Origin of the sequence: Pseudoalteromonas sp. McH1-7, assembly GCF_013366255.1 — a bacterium.
In the GTDB taxonomy this organism is placed as follows: domain Bacteria; phylum Pseudomonadota; class Gammaproteobacteria; order Enterobacterales; family Alteromonadaceae; genus Pseudoalteromonas; species Pseudoalteromonas peptidolytica.
The window spans coordinates 112,908-130,535 of sequence record NZ_JABWPQ010000004.1; the positions used below are offsets into that span (position 1 = coordinate 112,908).

Below are 17,628 nucleotides of genomic sequence, written 5' to 3' on the forward strand. Positions count from 1 at the left end.
TCAAGTGAGCAGTAATTACCAAGGAGGAAAACTTGCGCTGTGCACGGATAAGCAACTTTATGTAGGGGGCGATGACCCCTTACTGCCTGCGTTGCTTCATGCCATCGAGCAAGCTGACGAGATTGAAATTACCGTTTCATTTATTCAGCGCTCTGGTCTTGATTTACTCTTTGATGCTTTGTATGACGCCCTAGTAAACGGCACCACCTTAAAGTTACTTACTTCAGACTATCTAGACTTCACTTGCCCGCTCGCACTTAAAGAATTGATGACACTACATACTTTAGGGGCTGAGCTGCGAGTATATGAAACACGCGGAAATGAGAGTTTCCATATGAAGTCATACATTTTCACCAAAACCAAAGGTGAAGATGGCCAAATTTATGAGGGTAGTGCGTTTATTGGTTCAAACAATATAAGTGCAGTGGCACTAACTCAAGGGTTAGAGTGGTGTTTTCGGCATGATTTTATAGCTAGTCACAGTGCTAATAACAAGGCAACGTTCTTGCAGTTTAAGGCTGCGTTTGCAAGTTTATTTACTCACTCTCAAACAGTATGTTTAAGCTACCCATGGATACTGCACTATCAAGAGCGCCGTAAGAAGCCACAGTTTAAAGCCGTTAGCAATAATGTCGATGACGACATAAGTATTGAGCTAATTAGCCCAAGAGTAGAACAGCAAGAAGCCCTAGAAAAACTGAATAACTCAAGAGCACAAAGCTATAAAAGAGGCTTAGTGGTATTAGCGACAGGAATGGGCAAAACATGGCTTGCTGCTTTTGATGTTCAACAAATAGGTGCTAAAAAAGTTCTATTTGTGGCACATAGAGAAGAGATTCTCAAGCAAGCGGCCAAGACGTTTGCACGATTAATTGATTGTACCGCAGGGTTTTATACCGGCAAGCAAAAACAAAGTGATGCCGATTTTTTGTTTGCCTCTATACAGAGCATTGGTAAAACAGAGAGTTTGAGGCAGTTTGCAGCTGATTACTTTGACTACATTATTGTTGATGAGTTTCACCACGCGAGTAGTAAATTATACCGAAATTTGCTGTCTTATTTTGAGCCGCAATTCTTACTTGGGTTAACTGCTACACCAGAGCGAACTGACCAAGCCGATATTTTAAGTCTATGTGACAACAACCTCGTCTATGAGCGGAATATGGTGCAGGGGATTGACGCCAAAACGCTCGCACCGTTTCACTACTATGGTATTTGGGATGAAAGCGTTGACTATACCGCAATTCCTTGGCGTAACGGCAAGTTTGATCCAACCAGTCTAAACAACCAATTTGCCACAGAGCACAGGGCAAAGCATGCTTTACAGCACTGGAAACAGTTAGCGCAAACACGCACACTGGCATTTTGTATTTCGACCGCACACGCCGACTACATGGCGAACTACTTCAATAAAGCGGGAATTGAAGCGGCTTCGGTACATGGAAAGTCAAGCATAAAACGTAGTGAGGCTTTAGCGCATTTAGCATCTGGAAAACTACAAATTATTTTTAGTGTTGACCTGTTTAATGAGGGCACTGACTTACCCTGTATCGACACTGTGATGATGCTGAGGCCCAGTGAATCTAAGGTTTTATTCTTACAGCAATTAGGCCGTGGACTGAGAACCCATCAACAGAAAACGCATTTGGTCGTCTTAGATTTTATTGGCAACCACCACAGTTTTTTGAACAAGCCTTATGCACTTTTTGCTACGCACTCACCTAGAGATTTAGTTACAAAACTAAATAAAGATAACCAAGTAGTTCAGCTACCTGAAGGATGTTTTGTAAATTATGACCTAGAAATTACCGACTTTTGGCGGCAACTCGCTAAAGAACAGCGAACCACGGCTCTTGATGATTATCAAAATTTAACAGAGCAACTAGGTCATGCGCCCGATGCGTGTGAGTTTTTCCATGAGTTTGGTGAATTTAAGAAGGTAAAGGCTTATGGAAGTTGGTTTGAACTCGTTGTAAAAGCAAAGAGCGTTAGTAGTATTTCAACTACGTGGCTTGCGCCCTACAAGGTGTTTTTAAAAGAGGGTGTCGAAGTGACCAACATGACAAAATGCTTTAAAGCCATTTTGCTTGAAGCCTTTGTTCAGCTCGATGGTATAGCTTACCCTCCTACATTGAGAGCGTTGGCAGATAAGAGTTATGATGTGCTATTGCACTATCCTCAGTTAAGAAAGCTAGATATATCAGAAAAGGACAGAAGCAAAAGTAAAGGTAGTAAAGCTTGGTTCAACTATTGGTTCGATAATCCGATTAACGCTTTCACAGAAACAAAAAAACCTGCACATAAGCGCAAAACACACCACTGGTTTTCAATTGAACAAGCACCAAATCAATCCATTGAAGAAGCGCAGTTCAAACTAAACCTTAAAGTTGAAACGCAAGATATTGAACAACTGACCGACTGTATATTGGAGTTAAGTCGCTATCGCCTTGCTAGATATCTTCATACCAAACGTGACAGGCTAGCCGAACCCGAAAGTACACAGACGGTGACAGATGATGCGGTACCAAACCAGCTACAAAGCACAGATGTTGCGGAACACGTGGTACAACTGCCATATTTTCCTAATTTAAAAATTGCTTGTGGTCACTTTAAAACAGGTGAAAGTAGCGAAATGTCCTTCGTACCTGCACCACCGGGGGGTGGAAAAGTCGACCCTGAAAAACATTTCTTAGCTCATGCCAGTGGCAATTCAATGAATGGTGGGAAACACCCTATCTTCGATGGAGACTTGTTATTACTCGAGCGGATCACATCAAGCAATGCGGGATCAATTACAAATACTACTATTGCCATCGAGCGCTTTGACGCAGCTGGCGACGAACAATTTTTATTACGAGATGTAAAAAAACAGATTAATGCGCAAGGTGAAGTAACCTACTTACTTGTGGCAAGAAACCCAGAGTATGCAGTAATGGAAGCCAACGATGAGTTTGTGACGTTTGCGCGGTTGAGAGAAGTTTTTAAACCTTCAGTGAACTAACGCAGGGTGGATATGAGCTGTCAGCGTCAAAGGGTAGCTGGTATTGATTTAACAACCAGGTAGGCTTCTCTGTCAACAGAGCGGGTGAAAGGTTATAGCTTGAACTTAATGTAAGTGAACTGTAAATTTATTTATATATAAAAACTTTGATTGTATTTCACAACTTTAGTAATTAGGACACGTAAACAAATGGATGGCTCAGCGTCACAACAACACAACACAGTAAAAAAAGCGGCTTTATTTTCATTTAATAAATTTGTTGCTTTTACCATTTTTATAACCAGTATTATCATTGGTGCTTATGCAACTGATATTGTTGAGATAGCAAAGGCCTACGTGCTTTATTCTGGTAGTAGCTTGATCCGCTTTATACCAATTTTGGTGCTTAGTGTGGTGATGATAAGTTATTTGTATTATCAATTTGAGCGAGCTGGACTAAGCACTTTTAGGAGATTCATAAAATCAATTTCAACTGTCTTTGTATGTGCAGCATTTTTTTCAGCAGGGATGTTTCTAAAAGACCCTTGGATATCCCTTTCTATGTTCAACAATGAATACGATGGCCCCGTCAAAACTTTTCAACACTATGCGGGGTTTGAAGTAAAGAAAGATAGATGTGAAAAGCGCGGTAAAAATCTTACTTGCTCCTTTTACGCTATTAACCTGCTTCCCCGTGATAATGCTTTTAGAATTAGAAATAAAAGTTATGCGATTGATCATAAAGATAGTCAAGCTAGATTACTCGCATATTATGTAGGTGAAAAGCGATATGGTAGTTATAACTCTGATTACTTTACTGTGCCAGTGGGCAGTAAGCGAATGTTTAAAATGGAGTTTGAGCTTTCATCGGATGAAAAAATGGTGTTTGCTCCGTACTTGTCAGTAGTGCTGGATGCAGAACATCATGAAGAAAAGCATCTCAATTTTAGAGCGATGAAGGTTGTAGACTATATTCAGTAGTCTGCGGTTTTGTATAGGTGAATTATGAACCAAGCCCTTAAATTTTTACTGTCTATTATGACCGTCGTCGTAACTTTTATCGTGTCAGCCACTTTGGCCGGGATGTTGGCGGAGTATGCGGGCTGGTGGAAGAAGCCGGTGATTGGTGGTGTTGCAGCGGCTTGTGTGGTGTTGTCGGGTTATATAAGTGCGCCGGTGTATAAGTTGTATTCTGCGGCGGTGTGGTTATTGATTGGTGCAGGTGTCGCTTGGGTGATGTCGAGTGTGTTTATGTATGCTGAGGATGCCGACACCTCAGTGCCTTTGTATGTCACTTACGCAAGTGGTGTGTTTGCTTTGGCACTTTGTTGGGGTTGGGAGCGTCGAAAGGTTGTGCGAGGGATTGGTTTTCAAGAATAGTGCGCAAGAGATCGCCACATAAAGCGGCTCCTACCAGCGGGGCTAGTTTGGTGGGGGCTGATTTTCTCCGTGATGTGTGTTGTATGGAGCGCCGCGTAAAGCGGCTCCTACCGGTGGGGCTGATTTGGTGGGAGCGGATTTATTCCGCGATGTTTGCTGTATGGATCGCCACGTAAAGCGGCGCCTATCGGTGGGGCTGGTGTTGTGGGAGCGGATTTATTCCGCGATGTGTGTTGTATGGATCGCCACGTAAAGCGGCTCCTACCGGTGGGGCTGGTGTGGTGGGAGCGGATTTATTCCTTGATGTTTGCTGTATGGATCGCCACGTAAAGCGGCGCCTATCGGTGGGCTGATGTGGTGGAAGTGGATTTATTCCGCGATGTGTGTTGTATGGATCGCCGCGTAAAGCGGTTCCTACCGGTGGGGCTGATGTTGTGGGAGCGGACTTATTCCGCGATGTTTGCTGGCTGGTTCGCCGCGTAAAGCGGCTCCTACCGGTGGGGCTGATGTTGTGGGAGCGGATTTATTCCGCGATGTTTGCTGTATGGATCGCCGCGTAAAGCGGCTCCTACCGGTGGGGCTGGTGTGGTGGGAGCGGATTTATTCCGCGATGTTTGCTGTATGGATCGCCGCGTAAAGCGGCTCCTACCTGTGGGCTGATGTGGTGGAAGTTGACTTATTCCGAGATGTGTGTTGCAGGGTTCGCCGCGTAAAGCGGCTCCTACCGGTAGGGCTGGTGTGGTGGGAGCGGATTTATTCCGCGATGTGTGTTGTAGAGCGCGCCACATAAAGCGGCTCCTATCGGTGGGGAGCTAATGTGGTAGTAGCGGTGCTACTCTGCTTAGAGTTACGATATTTCAATAAAAAAGAGAGTCAAGGATAAGGGAATGAAGATGGGTTGGAGTAAATGGAGGGAGACTATTTTTAAGACCACTTTGGTTTTAATATCGGTGTTGTTGTTTCTCTTTTTTGATGGTCGTGAGTTTTGGCTCACCCAGATACAACCTCAATTGACCCATGTAATCAGTAATAAAAAAGCTGAGGTAGATAACCCGCCAGTGGCTCCTGAGCAACGGTTCAAAAAGCCAAGTTTAGCTCGATTAACGAATAGTGATACTTGTGATCATCAAGCCAATTTGAGACGGTTTGGGCGGTGTAAATCTAAGCCCAAAGCAGGGATTAAGTATCGTGTTGAAAATGGAATATATACTTGGGTAGATGAAAAAGGCATCACCAATTACTCGGATAAAAAGCCAGACTCTTCAGCGCTATCTTACCAACCAAAACGTAATCAGGTTATTGATTTCTTTGAACTGAATATTTCTGGGACCCATATCACCAATCAGTTTAAAAATGTGTTGAGCACTAAACTAAATGCTGTATTTCGCGGCTATACCAGTATCGTGGGGTTAGATGCAATGCAAAAGGTGACGTTGACCATCAAAGTGCTGCCAAACAGGCGTGAGTACGAGCAAGCGGTGAGGTCTTATGGTGGTGATCCAAAAGGAAGTGTCGGGATTTATTTTGGCAGGCATAACCTCGCCTTGGTTGAGCAAAGAAGTCAATACGCAACGATGCAAACTGCTGTTCATGAAGCGGTGCATGCAATCAATCAAGCTGTAATTGGATATACGCCGCGATGGTTAAATGAAGGGCTTGCAGGTTACTTTCAAACCATAAAAGTTAACATGCAGGTTGGCACAGTTTATCCAAATTCTGCAAGACTAGATAGTGGCTATATAAAGGGAAATATTTTACCGCCTTATGACCTTATTAACGCGGAGTCTGACTGGAAGTCATATAATACGGACTTAATGTATAAGAGTAGCTGGGCAGCGATTCACTTTTTGATGTCGACAGCCAAGGGGCGGCAGAGCCTCAAGGCATTAATGTTGTACGAGCAAATTGAGCGTTGCAGATCGCTCAACCATCAAGAATCGAGCAAGTTGCTAGCTGAGCATTTCCCAAATTTACATGACAGATTTTTACGGTTTGTACAGAGCCCGGTAGAACCACATCGTCTCTGAGTTAAAATAATGTTATTCATTAGACCAAAGGATAATGTACCTATACTTCCATATTCCTTTATAAAATGGTTATATTATAACTATCGACACTAAGGAAAAACACAAAAATGAACAATAAAAAGTTACCGTTAAACCTAAATAAAAAAGTTATAAAACAACTTGATAGTAAAATGTTGAGCCAATTGGTTACCAATAAAATTGCAGGCGGTTCTAATAGCTATAACGGCCCTTGCTATACACCGGCCACATCGCAACGTTACTGTTAAAAAATTGTTTTTTTATGGTGGTGCGGTCATTTTCATTTTTACGTCATAATGAATAAATGTGTTTGCAGTAGAATAATAACAGCCTAAAACACTTTGATATTTTGCAAATAACGACGCTGTCACCATCAAGCTAACGGGTACATCCGTTGGTTTATACCTAATCTCATGTGACCATTGTCACCAAAGACTCTAATTTATTAGGGTCTTTTTTTATGGCTGGCGATAAGGTGGTCACTACAAGCTGTAACCTTAAATGCGGTGTTAATTGGTTTGATCCTTTTTAAGCTAGTAGGCTTGAATACATGGTGCAAACCCCTTTACATTAAAAGCATAAAAGGCTCTATAAAATGATGCTATAGAGCCGTTTGGTTGGGGAATTATAGCGCTTCAAGCATCCATTTTGCGTTTAAGTTTTCTGGCTTGCCATGACGGTTTAGCTCTGGCCGCTCTTGTGCCTGATTAAACCAAATGTACTGCTGCCAAAATTCATTTTTGATGTTCCAAAGGCCACCTTGATAAATTAACGAATACATCGCTTGGTTGGGCGAGTCTACTAACTTTAAATAACCACTTGCTTTGCTGCTGTAGCTTAAGAACAAAGACGGTGCCTGTGTACTTCTGTAGTAGTGGTAACCTTGTGGGCTGGTGACTTCTGTTAGCATTAGCGGCTCGTTTTGGCTTAATGTTACGGGCGCATTATTTGTGAGCGTCTGTGCAGCCATAAACTGGTTGTTAACTGGTGATTTTATAGCAACCTGCTTACCTGTATCTGGGCGGAGTTGTGGGTATGTCCAACCCGCTGGTGGCGTTTGCCAAGTGATTGACTTCCAGCGCCAGTTATAAGGAATATCAAGGTGGGGATCGTTTAAATCTTCATAGCCTGGCTCAGCTTCAATGTTATATAAGCATTGGTTGCGTTGGGCTTCTAATTGAGCAACACGTTCAGCTTGATTGGTTGTCCCCACATTCAGCTCTGCCATACATTCCGCTAAGGATTTTCCCTTTCCAGTCTCATTCGGTGCAAGCACATAAGTACCATCGCGTTTATCCTCGTCTTGATACCAAGCCAGCATTGCTGCTTCATCAAAAGATAACCAGTGGTCAACTAACTGTTTTGCTTCTTGTTCGGCAATGTCACGTCTTTGTGCTTTTGGCGTTGCCATGGTACGGATAAATGCAGCCCACAGATCTTTGCTAGCCTCAAGTGCAACAATTGCCACAGGTTTCATGCGGCTAATTCGGTATGACTGCCAACCTGACTCTAATCTTGTGTCGGGCTGCCAAATTACGTCACCACTGGAAAAGTCTAGGACATCCTTGGTATCGTGACTATGTTGCTCTGCGCCTTCTGAGCAAAGATACGCTTTGACTTGCCATATTTTTTCATAATTGTCATTAGGTAGCCGAACGGTGTGTTCTGGGCTGAACGAGTCTTGGAATAAGTGCACAGCGCGGCCAAATAAAAAATAGTTGTGGTCAACTTCTGTGAGCGCTGAATGACCGCCGCCATCCCATACCTTCAAGCGTTTTTCTTCCGCCATCGCTGCATCAATAAAGTGTTGAATAAAGCGTTTTTGAGCTCGATATGCGGCGTCAACACCTCCTTGACCACCAATATCATCATAACGGCGCATAAAATGGTCAAGTTGAATATCAGCAGGCTCTTGAGAGACAGCGCTAAAACAATTCGGACCAGTCGGATCTATGCTTGCATTGGTGACATTAAAACCTGCAATATCAACCCAACGCTCCCCAACAATGGCAGAATTTACACTATCATATCTTGGCTCATATAGTGCGTTGTTGTTTAGATTTGCTTGCAGCTTTGACACTTCGTTAAGTGCGGTATTTAGCGAAATATTTTTTGCAAGACCATCGCGCCATGTATGGCGTGGATCGTTTGGATCTGGACTGATGACATGCTCGGCATCTAGCACTTCAAGTGCAGCGGTTCGAGTTAGCCATTCGTGACCCATAGGCATGACACCTTGGCCACCAAATTGTGTAAATGCGTTGACAGATGAGGTGAGCGCTAATCCACATACCAGCGCAAGCGGCTTTATTTTCATATCTACTCCTTGAAAATTAAAAGCTAAAAATAGTGCAGGTGCTCTATATTGGTGGCGATTATAGTTTGTGATTAAAATGTTTCAACAGTTTAATTTTTATTTTTTTAAAGTGTTTTTGGTGTTTAATTTGTAAATTTGGTGGGGCTTGTTTTGGGGGTGATGTGATTAGGTGTCATCGCTTCGCATAATATGGTGTTGTTTTATTATTTCGTTATTTAAAATTATTTTAGTGGGCTTTAGAAAATACGTCATTATCCTATGCCACGCACTTACTCTTACTTTTTAATACCGTAAAAAATGAGTGTATCTTGCAGGTAAAGTCGGACTCTGACCATAAGTACACTCGAGGTTGAAGTATTCGTTTTGCTATACTCAAGTGGGGTTTTGCACTACAACAAGCTCAAAATACGCTTGGCATTTTCCCTTGAAAGGCAGCTTTGCACTGGCATACGTAAAAACTTGTTGGCGGGCACCTCCTTGGCTTCTCCTTGATGTAATAAATCACCGCTGTATACATTAACCTGACATGTGGTTTTATCTTGTTCTTCTGAATAAACAAGCTCCACTTTTTCCGCTTTCATAATTAAGTTTTTATAAGGGTAACCTGCGTCAGTAAATACTCTCTCGGCCGGTGTTGATATTGCATGCGATGAAAATACAACCATGGGAAATGCCAGTATAATTGCGTATTTCATGATAAAGACTCCTTCCGTCTCTGGTTTAAACGCTAAGAAGTATTGTGCGTATTCATAAAACTGACAAACGAGAAATTGTGCACTATAGTTAAGTTTTTGTTAAGTATGTTTAGAATGAAAGCACCGCCATTAAAAGGACTCTGGTACTTTAAAACCGCTGCTGAGCTTGGCGGTTTTAAGCAGGCAGCTGAAGCGTTATTTGTTACCCAAGCTGCGGTGAGTCAACAGATCAGACTATTAGAGCAACAACTGGGTATTTTGCTCTTTGAAAGACAAACCAGGAAAGTGATGCTGACACAACAGGGTCACGCGTTACTGCCTTATTTACACAAAGCATTTGGCCAAGTTGAAATGGGCTTATTAACCCTTAAAGCCGATCCAAGTCCGTCGACGATTAATCTTACCGTTTTGCCATCGTTTGCGACATGTTGGCTATTACCTCGTTTGGCCAGTTTTAATAAGGCGTTGCCAAACTACCAGTTACGCATCGACCCTACAGAGCAGCTAGTCGATTTCCATCAAGATGATATTGATATAGGGATCCGCTTTGGTTTAGGTGACTATCCAGGTTTAAAAAGTGAACTACTCGCAGAAGATGAGCTAGTTATTGCGTATCGCCCGGGGTTAATAGACCCAAGTCAGCCCATTCGCATGCAATTGTCTAAATTGAATTTTATCTATGACGAAGGGCGCGATAATGAAAAGGCTTGGCTTGCATTAAATCAGCAGCTTGGATTAATGGGGCATACGGTGAGTAACCTCAAAATAGATAATGCGGCATTGGTACAACAAGCGACGGTGGCGGGGCAAGGGTTTTCGCTATTGCGCCGACGTTTGGTTAACCAATCTTTGGAGCTTGGACAACTAGAGATCTACCCTGACTTTGCGTGGCCTTGCGAATATCGTTATTACTTAGTGGCACCTGAGCGGCATTTTGAGTGGCCAAAATTAAAGGCATTTCGAAATTGGCTAGTGGCTGAATTAAGGACAAGTATTTAACTTATACTTTGGGTAATGCCAGTTTGCTTTGACGGCAGTAAGACGCAGTAGCGGTGTTATGAATAAGATTTTTTTGTCTTCATATAGGCGACTGAATTAGGTTAATAACGCAAATAGATATGGCAAAGTTGGATCTGAGCGAGATAACTCAAAGCGATATGCTCAGATCCAAAGGCTTATTAATTAAAGGTGTTTTTTAAGAAAGTCGAGATAGGCTTGAGAGGCCTCAATACGATTTTCCTTTTTCGAGAATCCGTGTCCTTCATCTTCAAACAAGACGTATTTGACCGGTACATTGTTTGAGCGAACCGCTTCTACTAATTCATCACTTTCTACTTGCAGTACTCGGGGGTCGTTTGCACCTTGTACCACCATCAGTGGTTTAGTGATATTTTTAGCATGGAAAAGTGGTGATATACGATGCAAACGTTCCTTATCGGTAGCTGGATCGCCTAGCTCATCATACAGTGATTTGCGATATGCCTCCCACCAAGCCGGAATAGACTCAAGAGTTCTGACCCAGTTAGTTACACCAAAGATATTGATTCCAAGCTTAAACTCTTCCGGCTCGAATGCCAATGCCGCAGCTGTCATATAGCCACCATAGCTTCCACCCATGATGCCGATGCGGTCAGCATCGACCCAGTCCAGTTGTTGTAGGTATTTTTTACTCCAAACGATATCTTGTAAATCATCTTCGCCATGACGCTTGTCATCTAAGTGGAAGAAGGTTTTACCGTAGCCAGAGCTACCTCGGTTGTTTACGGCAAAAATGGCATATCCTTGGTTAACTAAGTGCTGAGTAAGTGCACTATAACCTGTCATGCTCTGGCCTCCAGGGCCGCCATGAACGAATACAAGTGCCGGTACCTTATTTGTTGAGCTTGCGAGTTTTGGTTTATAAAGTACTCCAGGGATCTCCAAACCATCAAAACTGTTAAAGCGAGCGATAGTGCTTTCGACCAGGTGGTCAGTATTGATTTTTTCACTTAACGTCGAGGTGAGTTGCTTAACTTTGTCACTTCCAACCTGCCATACGTACAAGTTATTTGGCGATGTATCTGAATTTAAATAAAAAGTCATCAGCTTTTCGTCATCAGAGAAGTTAACACTGTTTATGCTACCAGCTGGGAGCTTGGGTAAATTGATATCCTTGCCTGTTTTCAGGTCGGTGATCGTCACTTTAATACTGGAGTCTTCGTTTACACCAACTACGCGGTAGCGGTTGGAATCGGAGAAATACAAAAATCGTACGTCCCAATTTTTTACGATGTAGGGTGTGTGTTTACCTGTCGCGATTTCATAACGCCAACTTTGAGAGAACTCACCATGGGCATCAGTGCTGTAGTATAAATACTTGTCGTCCTTAGAAAATGCTGAAGCGAAAAAGTTTGCCTCGTGCTCCACGTTTGAGATCTCAACGAGTGGGGCATCTGGGTTATGTAAATCGAGTAAAAATAGGTCGCTGTCTTTATTACCTTGGGCATTGACAAGTGCAAGGTAACGGTCCGTCTCACTCATTTTTTGGACATTTAAGTTTTTGTCATTTTTATAGATAAGTTCACTTTCGTAAGTGCTGGCATCAAAGCGATATAGATCCATAAAGCGTTCATCGCGCTTATTACTTAACACAAAAAATGCCTTGTTATCCTCAGAGAAGCCGACAAAACCTGCTCTGACCTTTTCTCCCGGTGTGAGGTCTTTAACATTGCCATTTTCGTCACGGACAAAGAGATGAAATCGTTCATTACCGCCGCCGTCTCGGGTGAATAAGATACGGGGATCGTTGGGAAAATATCCAACTGGATAGGTTGAGTCTGCGGCATCGGTTATTTGTGTTCTTTTGCCTGTTTTAACATCAACTTCATAGAGGTTAAATATGCCTGACTCATCAGAGGCCACCAAGATTTTCTTTGCATCAGGGCGAAACGCGTTACCTTGAATATCTGTGGTGTCAAAAAATGTTTCTGCCGAATACGTTTTAAAGTCAGAGATAGCTTGAGTAGTTTGTGGTGGATTAACTTGTTGACTGGTTTGATTGCATGCTGTGAGTGACGCGAGCAACGCACATGCTAGGAGTGATTTTTTAAACATAATTTCCCTGCTTTCGTTATTGTTATTGATTTCTAGCATATAACGATAGAAATCAATGGCAAGCGTCTCACCGAGGATTTATGTAAACCAATGTAGGGTTGGTATGTGATTGGCTTTCCAGTCAAAGGGCCAATCACATACTAAGTTTAGGGGGAGTAATTATTTAAGGTCAAATCGGTCTGCATTCATCACTTTGGTCCACGCCTCAACAAAGTCACGAACAAACTTCTCTTTACTATCATCTTGTGCGTACACTTCGGCGTAAGCACGCAAGATAGAGTTAGAACCAAAGACGAGATCAACGCGAGTGGCTGTCCATTTTACTGTGCCCGTATCACGTGTTTTGATCTCATAGAGGTTTTCTTCAATAGGCTGCCAGATATATGACATGTCGGTTAAGTTAACAAAAAAGTCATTACTTAAGCTACCAACATTATCGGTGAATACGCCATGGGTTGTTTGCCCATGATTGGTGCCGAGCATACGCATACCACCAATAAGTACGGTCATTTCATTGGCTGTCAGCCCCATTAGCTGGGCTCTATCGAGCAGCATTTCTTCTGGTTTTACGCTGTAATGTTGTTTTTGCCAATTGCGAAAACCATCATGGACAGGCTCTAATACGTCAAATGACTCGATGTCAGTTTGCTCGTCTGTGGCATCGCCTCGCCCCGCAGCAAAGGGTACCTGAATTGATACACCAGCATTTTTCGCGGCTTGCTCAATAGCTGCGCAGCCTCCTAACACAATCAAATCAGCCATGCTTATGGTCGGCGTAAAGTTACTTTGCACGGTTTCTAATGCTGTGAGGACCTTCGCTAGGCGTTCCGGTTCATTGGCGAGCCAACTCTTTTGCGGGGCAAGGCGGATCCTTGCCCCATTTGCACCACCTCTAAAGTCGGAGTGTCTAAATGTTCTGGCGCTATCCCACGCGGTAGCTACCAATTCTGAAATAGTGACATTGGTAGCTAGAATTTGTTGCTTGAGCGTACTAATTTCATTGTCATTTAGGGTGTAGTTAACGCTAGGGACTGGGTCTTGCCAAATTAGTTCTTCGTTAGGGACTTCCGGTCCGAGGTAACGGCTTTTAGGGCCAAGGTCACGGTGAGTAAGTTTGAACCAAGCTCTGGCAAAAACATCGTTAAAATAGTCAGGTTCGGCATAAAACTTTTCAGCAATTTTTCGATAAGCAGGATCCATTTTCAACGCCATATCGGCATCTGTCATCATTGGCATGCAGCGTTTGGATGCGTCTTCAGCGTCAATTGGCTTATCTTCTTCTTTAATGTTGATAGGTTGCCATTGCCACGCGCCCGCTGGACTTTTAGTTTGCTCCCATTCGTAGCTAAATAGCAAGTAAAAGTAGCCATTATCCCATTGTGTTGGGTTGGTTGTCCAAGCACCTTCAATGCCACTGGTGACTGTGTTTGCCCCGATCCCTCTTGATGTATGGTTCATCCAACCGAACCCTTGCTCATGCAGATCTGCTCCTTCTGGAGCTGGGCCTAACTCATCAGCATTGCCATTTCCGTGTGCTTTGCCTACTGTATGACCACCTGCGGTAAGTGCGACCGTTTCTTCATCGTTCATCGCCATTCTAGCAAAGGTGACTCGCATATCTTCAGCAGTTTTAAGTGGGTCTGGGTTACCGTCTACACCCTCAGGATTAACGTAGATAAGACCCATCATCACAGCGGCAAGCGGATTTTCTAAATCGCGTTCACCGCTATAGCGACTGTTTGAATTATTGGAAGGAGCCAGCCACTCTTTTTCGCTGCCCCAGTAGGTATCCTTTTCTGGATGCCAGATATCTTCTCGACCACCGGCAAAACCGAAGGTTTTGAAACCCATTGATTCATATGCCACGTTGCCTGCTAATATGATTAAGTCCGCCCATGAAATTTGGTTGCCATATTTCTTTTTAATAGGCCAAAGCAAACGTCGTGCTTTGTCTAGATTGCCGTTATCTGGCCAGCTGTTTAGTGGCGCAAAACGTTGATTACCTGTATTTGCACCTCCTCGACCATCGGCTACACGGTAGCTTCCAGCGGCATGCCATGCCATTCTTATCATTAACCCACCGTAATGTCCCCAATCAGCGGGCCACCAAGGCTGTGAGTCAGTCATCAAGCTAGTGAGATCTTGCTTTAATGCTTGATAATCCAAACTATTAAACGCGGTCTTGTAGTTAAACCCGTCATCCATTGGGTCTGTTTTGGTGTCATGTTGATGTAAAATATCTAGATTAAGGCTGTTTGGCCACCACTGGTGTTGGGTTTGTGCAGAGGAAGTGTTTGCGCCATGTGCAAACGGACAAACTGATGGGGTACTTTGTTGCTTACTCATTATAAATCCTTGGTTATCGGTGACGAAGATTAAACACCAATCTTAGCGACAGGGTGTGGGCACTCACTGTTTTAAAATCAGGCAAAACTGTACTAACTGTATGCCCCAAACCTACGGCAAGCGGTATACCAAGTTACTCCTTCCAATTGCGCAAGTATCAAGAGTAATTGGTATTTCTTGGATTGGTATACAGCATAAAGGTAGTTCCGCTTGGAGGCTTTTACCAGTATCTAGAGGGGTTTGGGTATCTCCATGCTTTTGCAATAATTGCAAAAGCATGGGTGAAGGTGTGTTACCAACAGCAAAGGTCAACAGACCCTAGTTTATCACTTGCTGAGAGTGGGTATGAGGTGTCGTTTGTGTGTTTGTAGCTGTGGTATTTATCCGTGAGATTGTTTTCCAACAAATTAAGGTCATTAATGTTAAAAGTGCGATGACTACAGCAAAATCAAAACGTGTTGTGGGGGGAAGCGCATCAAATTGTGTTATCAATGAGACCAGATTGATTATTGCTGTGATGCAAAATGTAATGCAGCTAAGACCGAGCAATACTTTGCTATATGACAGCACCTGCTTAGCGAATTGACTGCTGAGCAATGCAAATATAAATGCTGAAAACATAGAAAACTTCACGGTTTCCAATTTATCAATATGACTTACTGGGAGTGCTGTAGTAAGTGCAAATCCAACGCTTATGGCTAATAACACGCCAATAAAAGCGCCACTGGTTAAGCGCTTAACAAAAAGCAAACTCCTTGGACTTTGCTTGCGCTGTTTGGCTCGTTTGTCTATCCACATCAGATTCCCACTGACGATTAAATAAGCGGTGGCAAGGCCAAGGCATAAGAAAGCTAAACGCATGCCATAGCCTGCAAAATCACCAAAATGTAGACTTGCTATCGTTGATAGCCCAGCACGAACGGCATTGTCGTAATTGTTTTCTGTGAGGTAAATTTGTGATTGGTCAGCAAGTTTATATTGCACTTCGTTGTAGTTAGAGAAGGCGTCATTGCTCTTTGCACTAATACTAACTACCGCATTTTTATCACCAAAATGGGTGATTTCAACGGAGGTGATTGTCACATCTCCAAAGGTGTTGAGTGCTTTTTCACGCAGCGCATCAATGCCTGTCATCGTAGCTGATTGCTCGACGGCCTCGACGGTTGGCTCGTTGAACCCAGCCGCTTGCAGCAGTGCTGTTTGGTTGCCTCCATATAGCAACACCGCATAGGAGATCTGATAGATAATCACTAAATTAAATACCAGACCGGTAAATGCGTACATTATATGAAATGGCAACCCCATGGTGCCAATCAAGTTGTGTGCATCAAGCCACTTGTCTTTCTTGCCTTCAGTTCGATATTGAAAAAAGTTTTTAGCAATTTTACGCCAATGGATAACAAGGCCGCTTAAGATAGCAACAAAGAAGCATAAAGTGATCACGCCAACAAAGTACAGACCTATCCGACCAAGCCCTAAATCATAGTGGAGCTGATATAAAAATGTGGCAAACTCAAATGTATCGGCGTCTGCAAGTACGGCTCCAGAGCTTGGCGAGAGAAGTAGGTGGCGATCTTGGTGGTCTTCACCTGTTACTGGGTGTGGCTCATCCAAATGGGTAGCAAAATAAACTTCAATAAATGGGTTATGTTCACTTGGCTCACGCATGAAAAAGCTATGATGCGTATCGATATTATATTGCTGTTGCAAGCTTGAAATAGCTTTATCATAAGAAATAGACTCTTCTGCGGAGGCTGATTTTACTGCCAGTTGAGCTCGCTCCCACCCGTTTATATTGTCTCTAAAGAGGCTAAGAGAACCGGTAATAAATACGATAAACAGTACTGTTGAAATAATCAGTCCTATCCAAGCGTGCGCCTCAGTCAACGATTTTAGCGTTTGATTTTTCATGTTTTATCTCATTAACAGTAGTGCAGAGTTGAGGAGTATCGAAGGGATCAAAATAGTAAATAAACGCTTACTTGCAGCCCCTGCGGTGGTAAAAGCATAGCTCCATGTCATCACGCCAGCCCAAATAGGAAAAGCAAGAATAAGGCCTAGCATAAGCTTAGCGGCTTCAGAAAACGGCAAAAGTAAATTCAAGTTTAAAACTAAAGAGATAGACAGTAGCAGCCCGAGAAAAAATCCAAGTAAAGTTTTAGGCCACATATGCTATGCCTCCCAATAACAATGAAAAAGCACAAACCATTGTGGCGGTCAGATAAAAGCGTCTTTTTGGATAAGCACTAAGCAGAGTGACCGACACTAACGACGACATCAGCACAACGACGACAGCAAGCATTGCTGAAACGATGGGAAATTGTAGCGTTAAAATATAAAAACCAGAAAAAATCAGTAAGGCTGCGATAGCATAGCTTGGTGAGCGCTTTAGCGAAGTTGCCAAGTAGCGCTGTTTTGGACTCGCGAAGTAGAGTAAGGTTGTTGCAAACCAAATTGGTATAATTGAGAAAAAGCTCATGATGCTGATAATCATTATTGTTTACAATTGATTGTAATGATTATGGGTAGGCACTGCAAGAGGGAGAGTGATAATTGTTATTTGCGAGATGCGAGATGCGAGATTAACTATTCACCCTTTACAAACTCTATAGCTTCATGTTGGTGAGGGGGTAACTCTCATCTACACCATAAGCTCTAGCAGCTTGTTTCAATAGTAGTCAAGAAGGCTTAGTGGTGTATTTGCCGAGTAAAGCCGTGCGGCTAATGACAAGAAAGCACGGCTTTTGATTGTGAATTAGCTTTTATACCAAT

General features: G+C 43.0%; 12 protein-coding genes. 5 read left to right on the forward strand and 7 right to left on the reverse strand.

The genetic code is table 11. The annotated features are described in order from the left end of the window. Window positions 1-4: 4 nt before the first annotated feature. The 4 genes from HUZ36_RS04030 (at window position 5) to HUZ36_RS04045 (ending at window position 6,387) form a co-directional block, all read left to right on the forward strand. A complete protein-coding gene (locus tag HUZ36_RS04030) occupies window positions 5-3,001 on the forward strand; it encodes a DEAD/DEAH box helicase family protein (protein WP_176032062.1) in 2,997 nt (998 codons plus the stop codon). A gap of 150 nt (window positions 3,002-3,151) precedes the next feature. After that, complete coding sequence (locus HUZ36_RS04035; protein ID WP_254879463.1) at window positions 3,152-3,961, forward strand: hypothetical protein; 810 nt, start codon at window positions 3,152-3,154, stop codon at window positions 3,959-3,961. A gap of 24 nt (window positions 3,962-3,985) precedes the next feature. Then, window positions 3,986-4,360, forward strand: a complete 375-nt coding sequence (locus HUZ36_RS04040) for a hypothetical protein (RefSeq protein WP_176032063.1) — start codon at window positions 3,986-3,988, stop codon at window positions 4,358-4,360. A gap of 887 nt (window positions 4,361-5,247) precedes the next feature. Then, window positions 5,248-6,387, forward strand: coding sequence for a hypothetical protein (locus HUZ36_RS04045; RefSeq protein WP_176032064.1), 1,140 nt, complete (start codon window positions 5,248-5,250; stop codon window positions 6,385-6,387). A 643-nt stretch (window positions 6,388-7,030) separates the two neighbouring features. On the opposite strand, the gene HUZ36_RS04050 is transcribed toward HUZ36_RS04045, so the two are convergent. Further along, window positions 7,031-8,722 (reverse strand): hemolysin D, encoded by a 1,692-nt coding sequence (locus HUZ36_RS04050; RefSeq protein ID WP_176032065.1) that lies wholly within the window; start codon window positions 8,720-8,722, stop codon window positions 7,031-7,033. A gap of 389 nt (window positions 8,723-9,111) precedes the next feature. Next, complete coding sequence (locus HUZ36_RS04055) at window positions 9,112-9,417, reverse strand: hypothetical protein (protein ID WP_125251674.1); 306 nt, start codon at window positions 9,415-9,417, stop codon at window positions 9,112-9,114. Between the two features lie 114 nt (window positions 9,418-9,531). Here HUZ36_RS04055 and HUZ36_RS04060 point away from each other — a divergent pair, with 114 nt between their 5' ends. Next, window positions 9,532-10,416 carry a LysR substrate-binding domain-containing protein gene (locus tag HUZ36_RS04060; RefSeq protein ID WP_147391015.1) on the forward strand — a complete coding sequence of 295 codons (885 nt, stop codon included), beginning with the start codon at window positions 9,532-9,534 and terminating at the stop codon, window positions 10,414-10,416. A 183-nt stretch (window positions 10,417-10,599) separates the two neighbouring features. Here HUZ36_RS04060 and HUZ36_RS04065 read toward each other — a convergent pair whose 3' ends face one another. The 5 genes from HUZ36_RS04065 to HUZ36_RS04085 form a co-directional block, all read right to left on the reverse strand. After that, window positions 10,600-12,510, reverse strand: a complete 1,911-nt coding sequence (locus HUZ36_RS04065; RefSeq protein ID WP_125251672.1) for a S9 family peptidase — start codon at window positions 12,508-12,510, stop codon at window positions 10,600-10,602. Between the two features lie 159 nt (window positions 12,511-12,669). Continuing rightward, window positions 12,670-14,856, reverse strand: coding sequence for a catalase/peroxidase HPI (gene katG / locus HUZ36_RS04070; protein WP_176032066.1), 2,187 nt, complete (start codon window positions 14,854-14,856; stop codon window positions 12,670-12,672). Between the two features lie 318 nt (window positions 14,857-15,174). Next, window positions 15,175-16,767, reverse strand: a complete 1,593-nt coding sequence (locus tag HUZ36_RS04075) for a PepSY-associated TM helix domain-containing protein (protein ID WP_128730106.1) — start codon at window positions 16,765-16,767, stop codon at window positions 15,175-15,177. Between the two features lie 3 nt (window positions 16,768-16,770). Then, complete coding sequence (locus tag HUZ36_RS04080) at window positions 16,771-17,025, reverse strand: hypothetical protein (protein ID WP_125251669.1); 255 nt, start codon at window positions 17,023-17,025, stop codon at window positions 16,771-16,773. Continuing rightward, window positions 17,015-17,350, reverse strand: coding sequence for a hypothetical protein (locus HUZ36_RS04085; RefSeq protein ID WP_128730104.1), 336 nt, complete (start codon window positions 17,348-17,350; stop codon window positions 17,015-17,017). The genes HUZ36_RS04080 and HUZ36_RS04085 overlap by 11 nt, the downstream gene beginning before the upstream one ends. Window positions 17,351-17,628 lie beyond the last annotated feature (278 nt).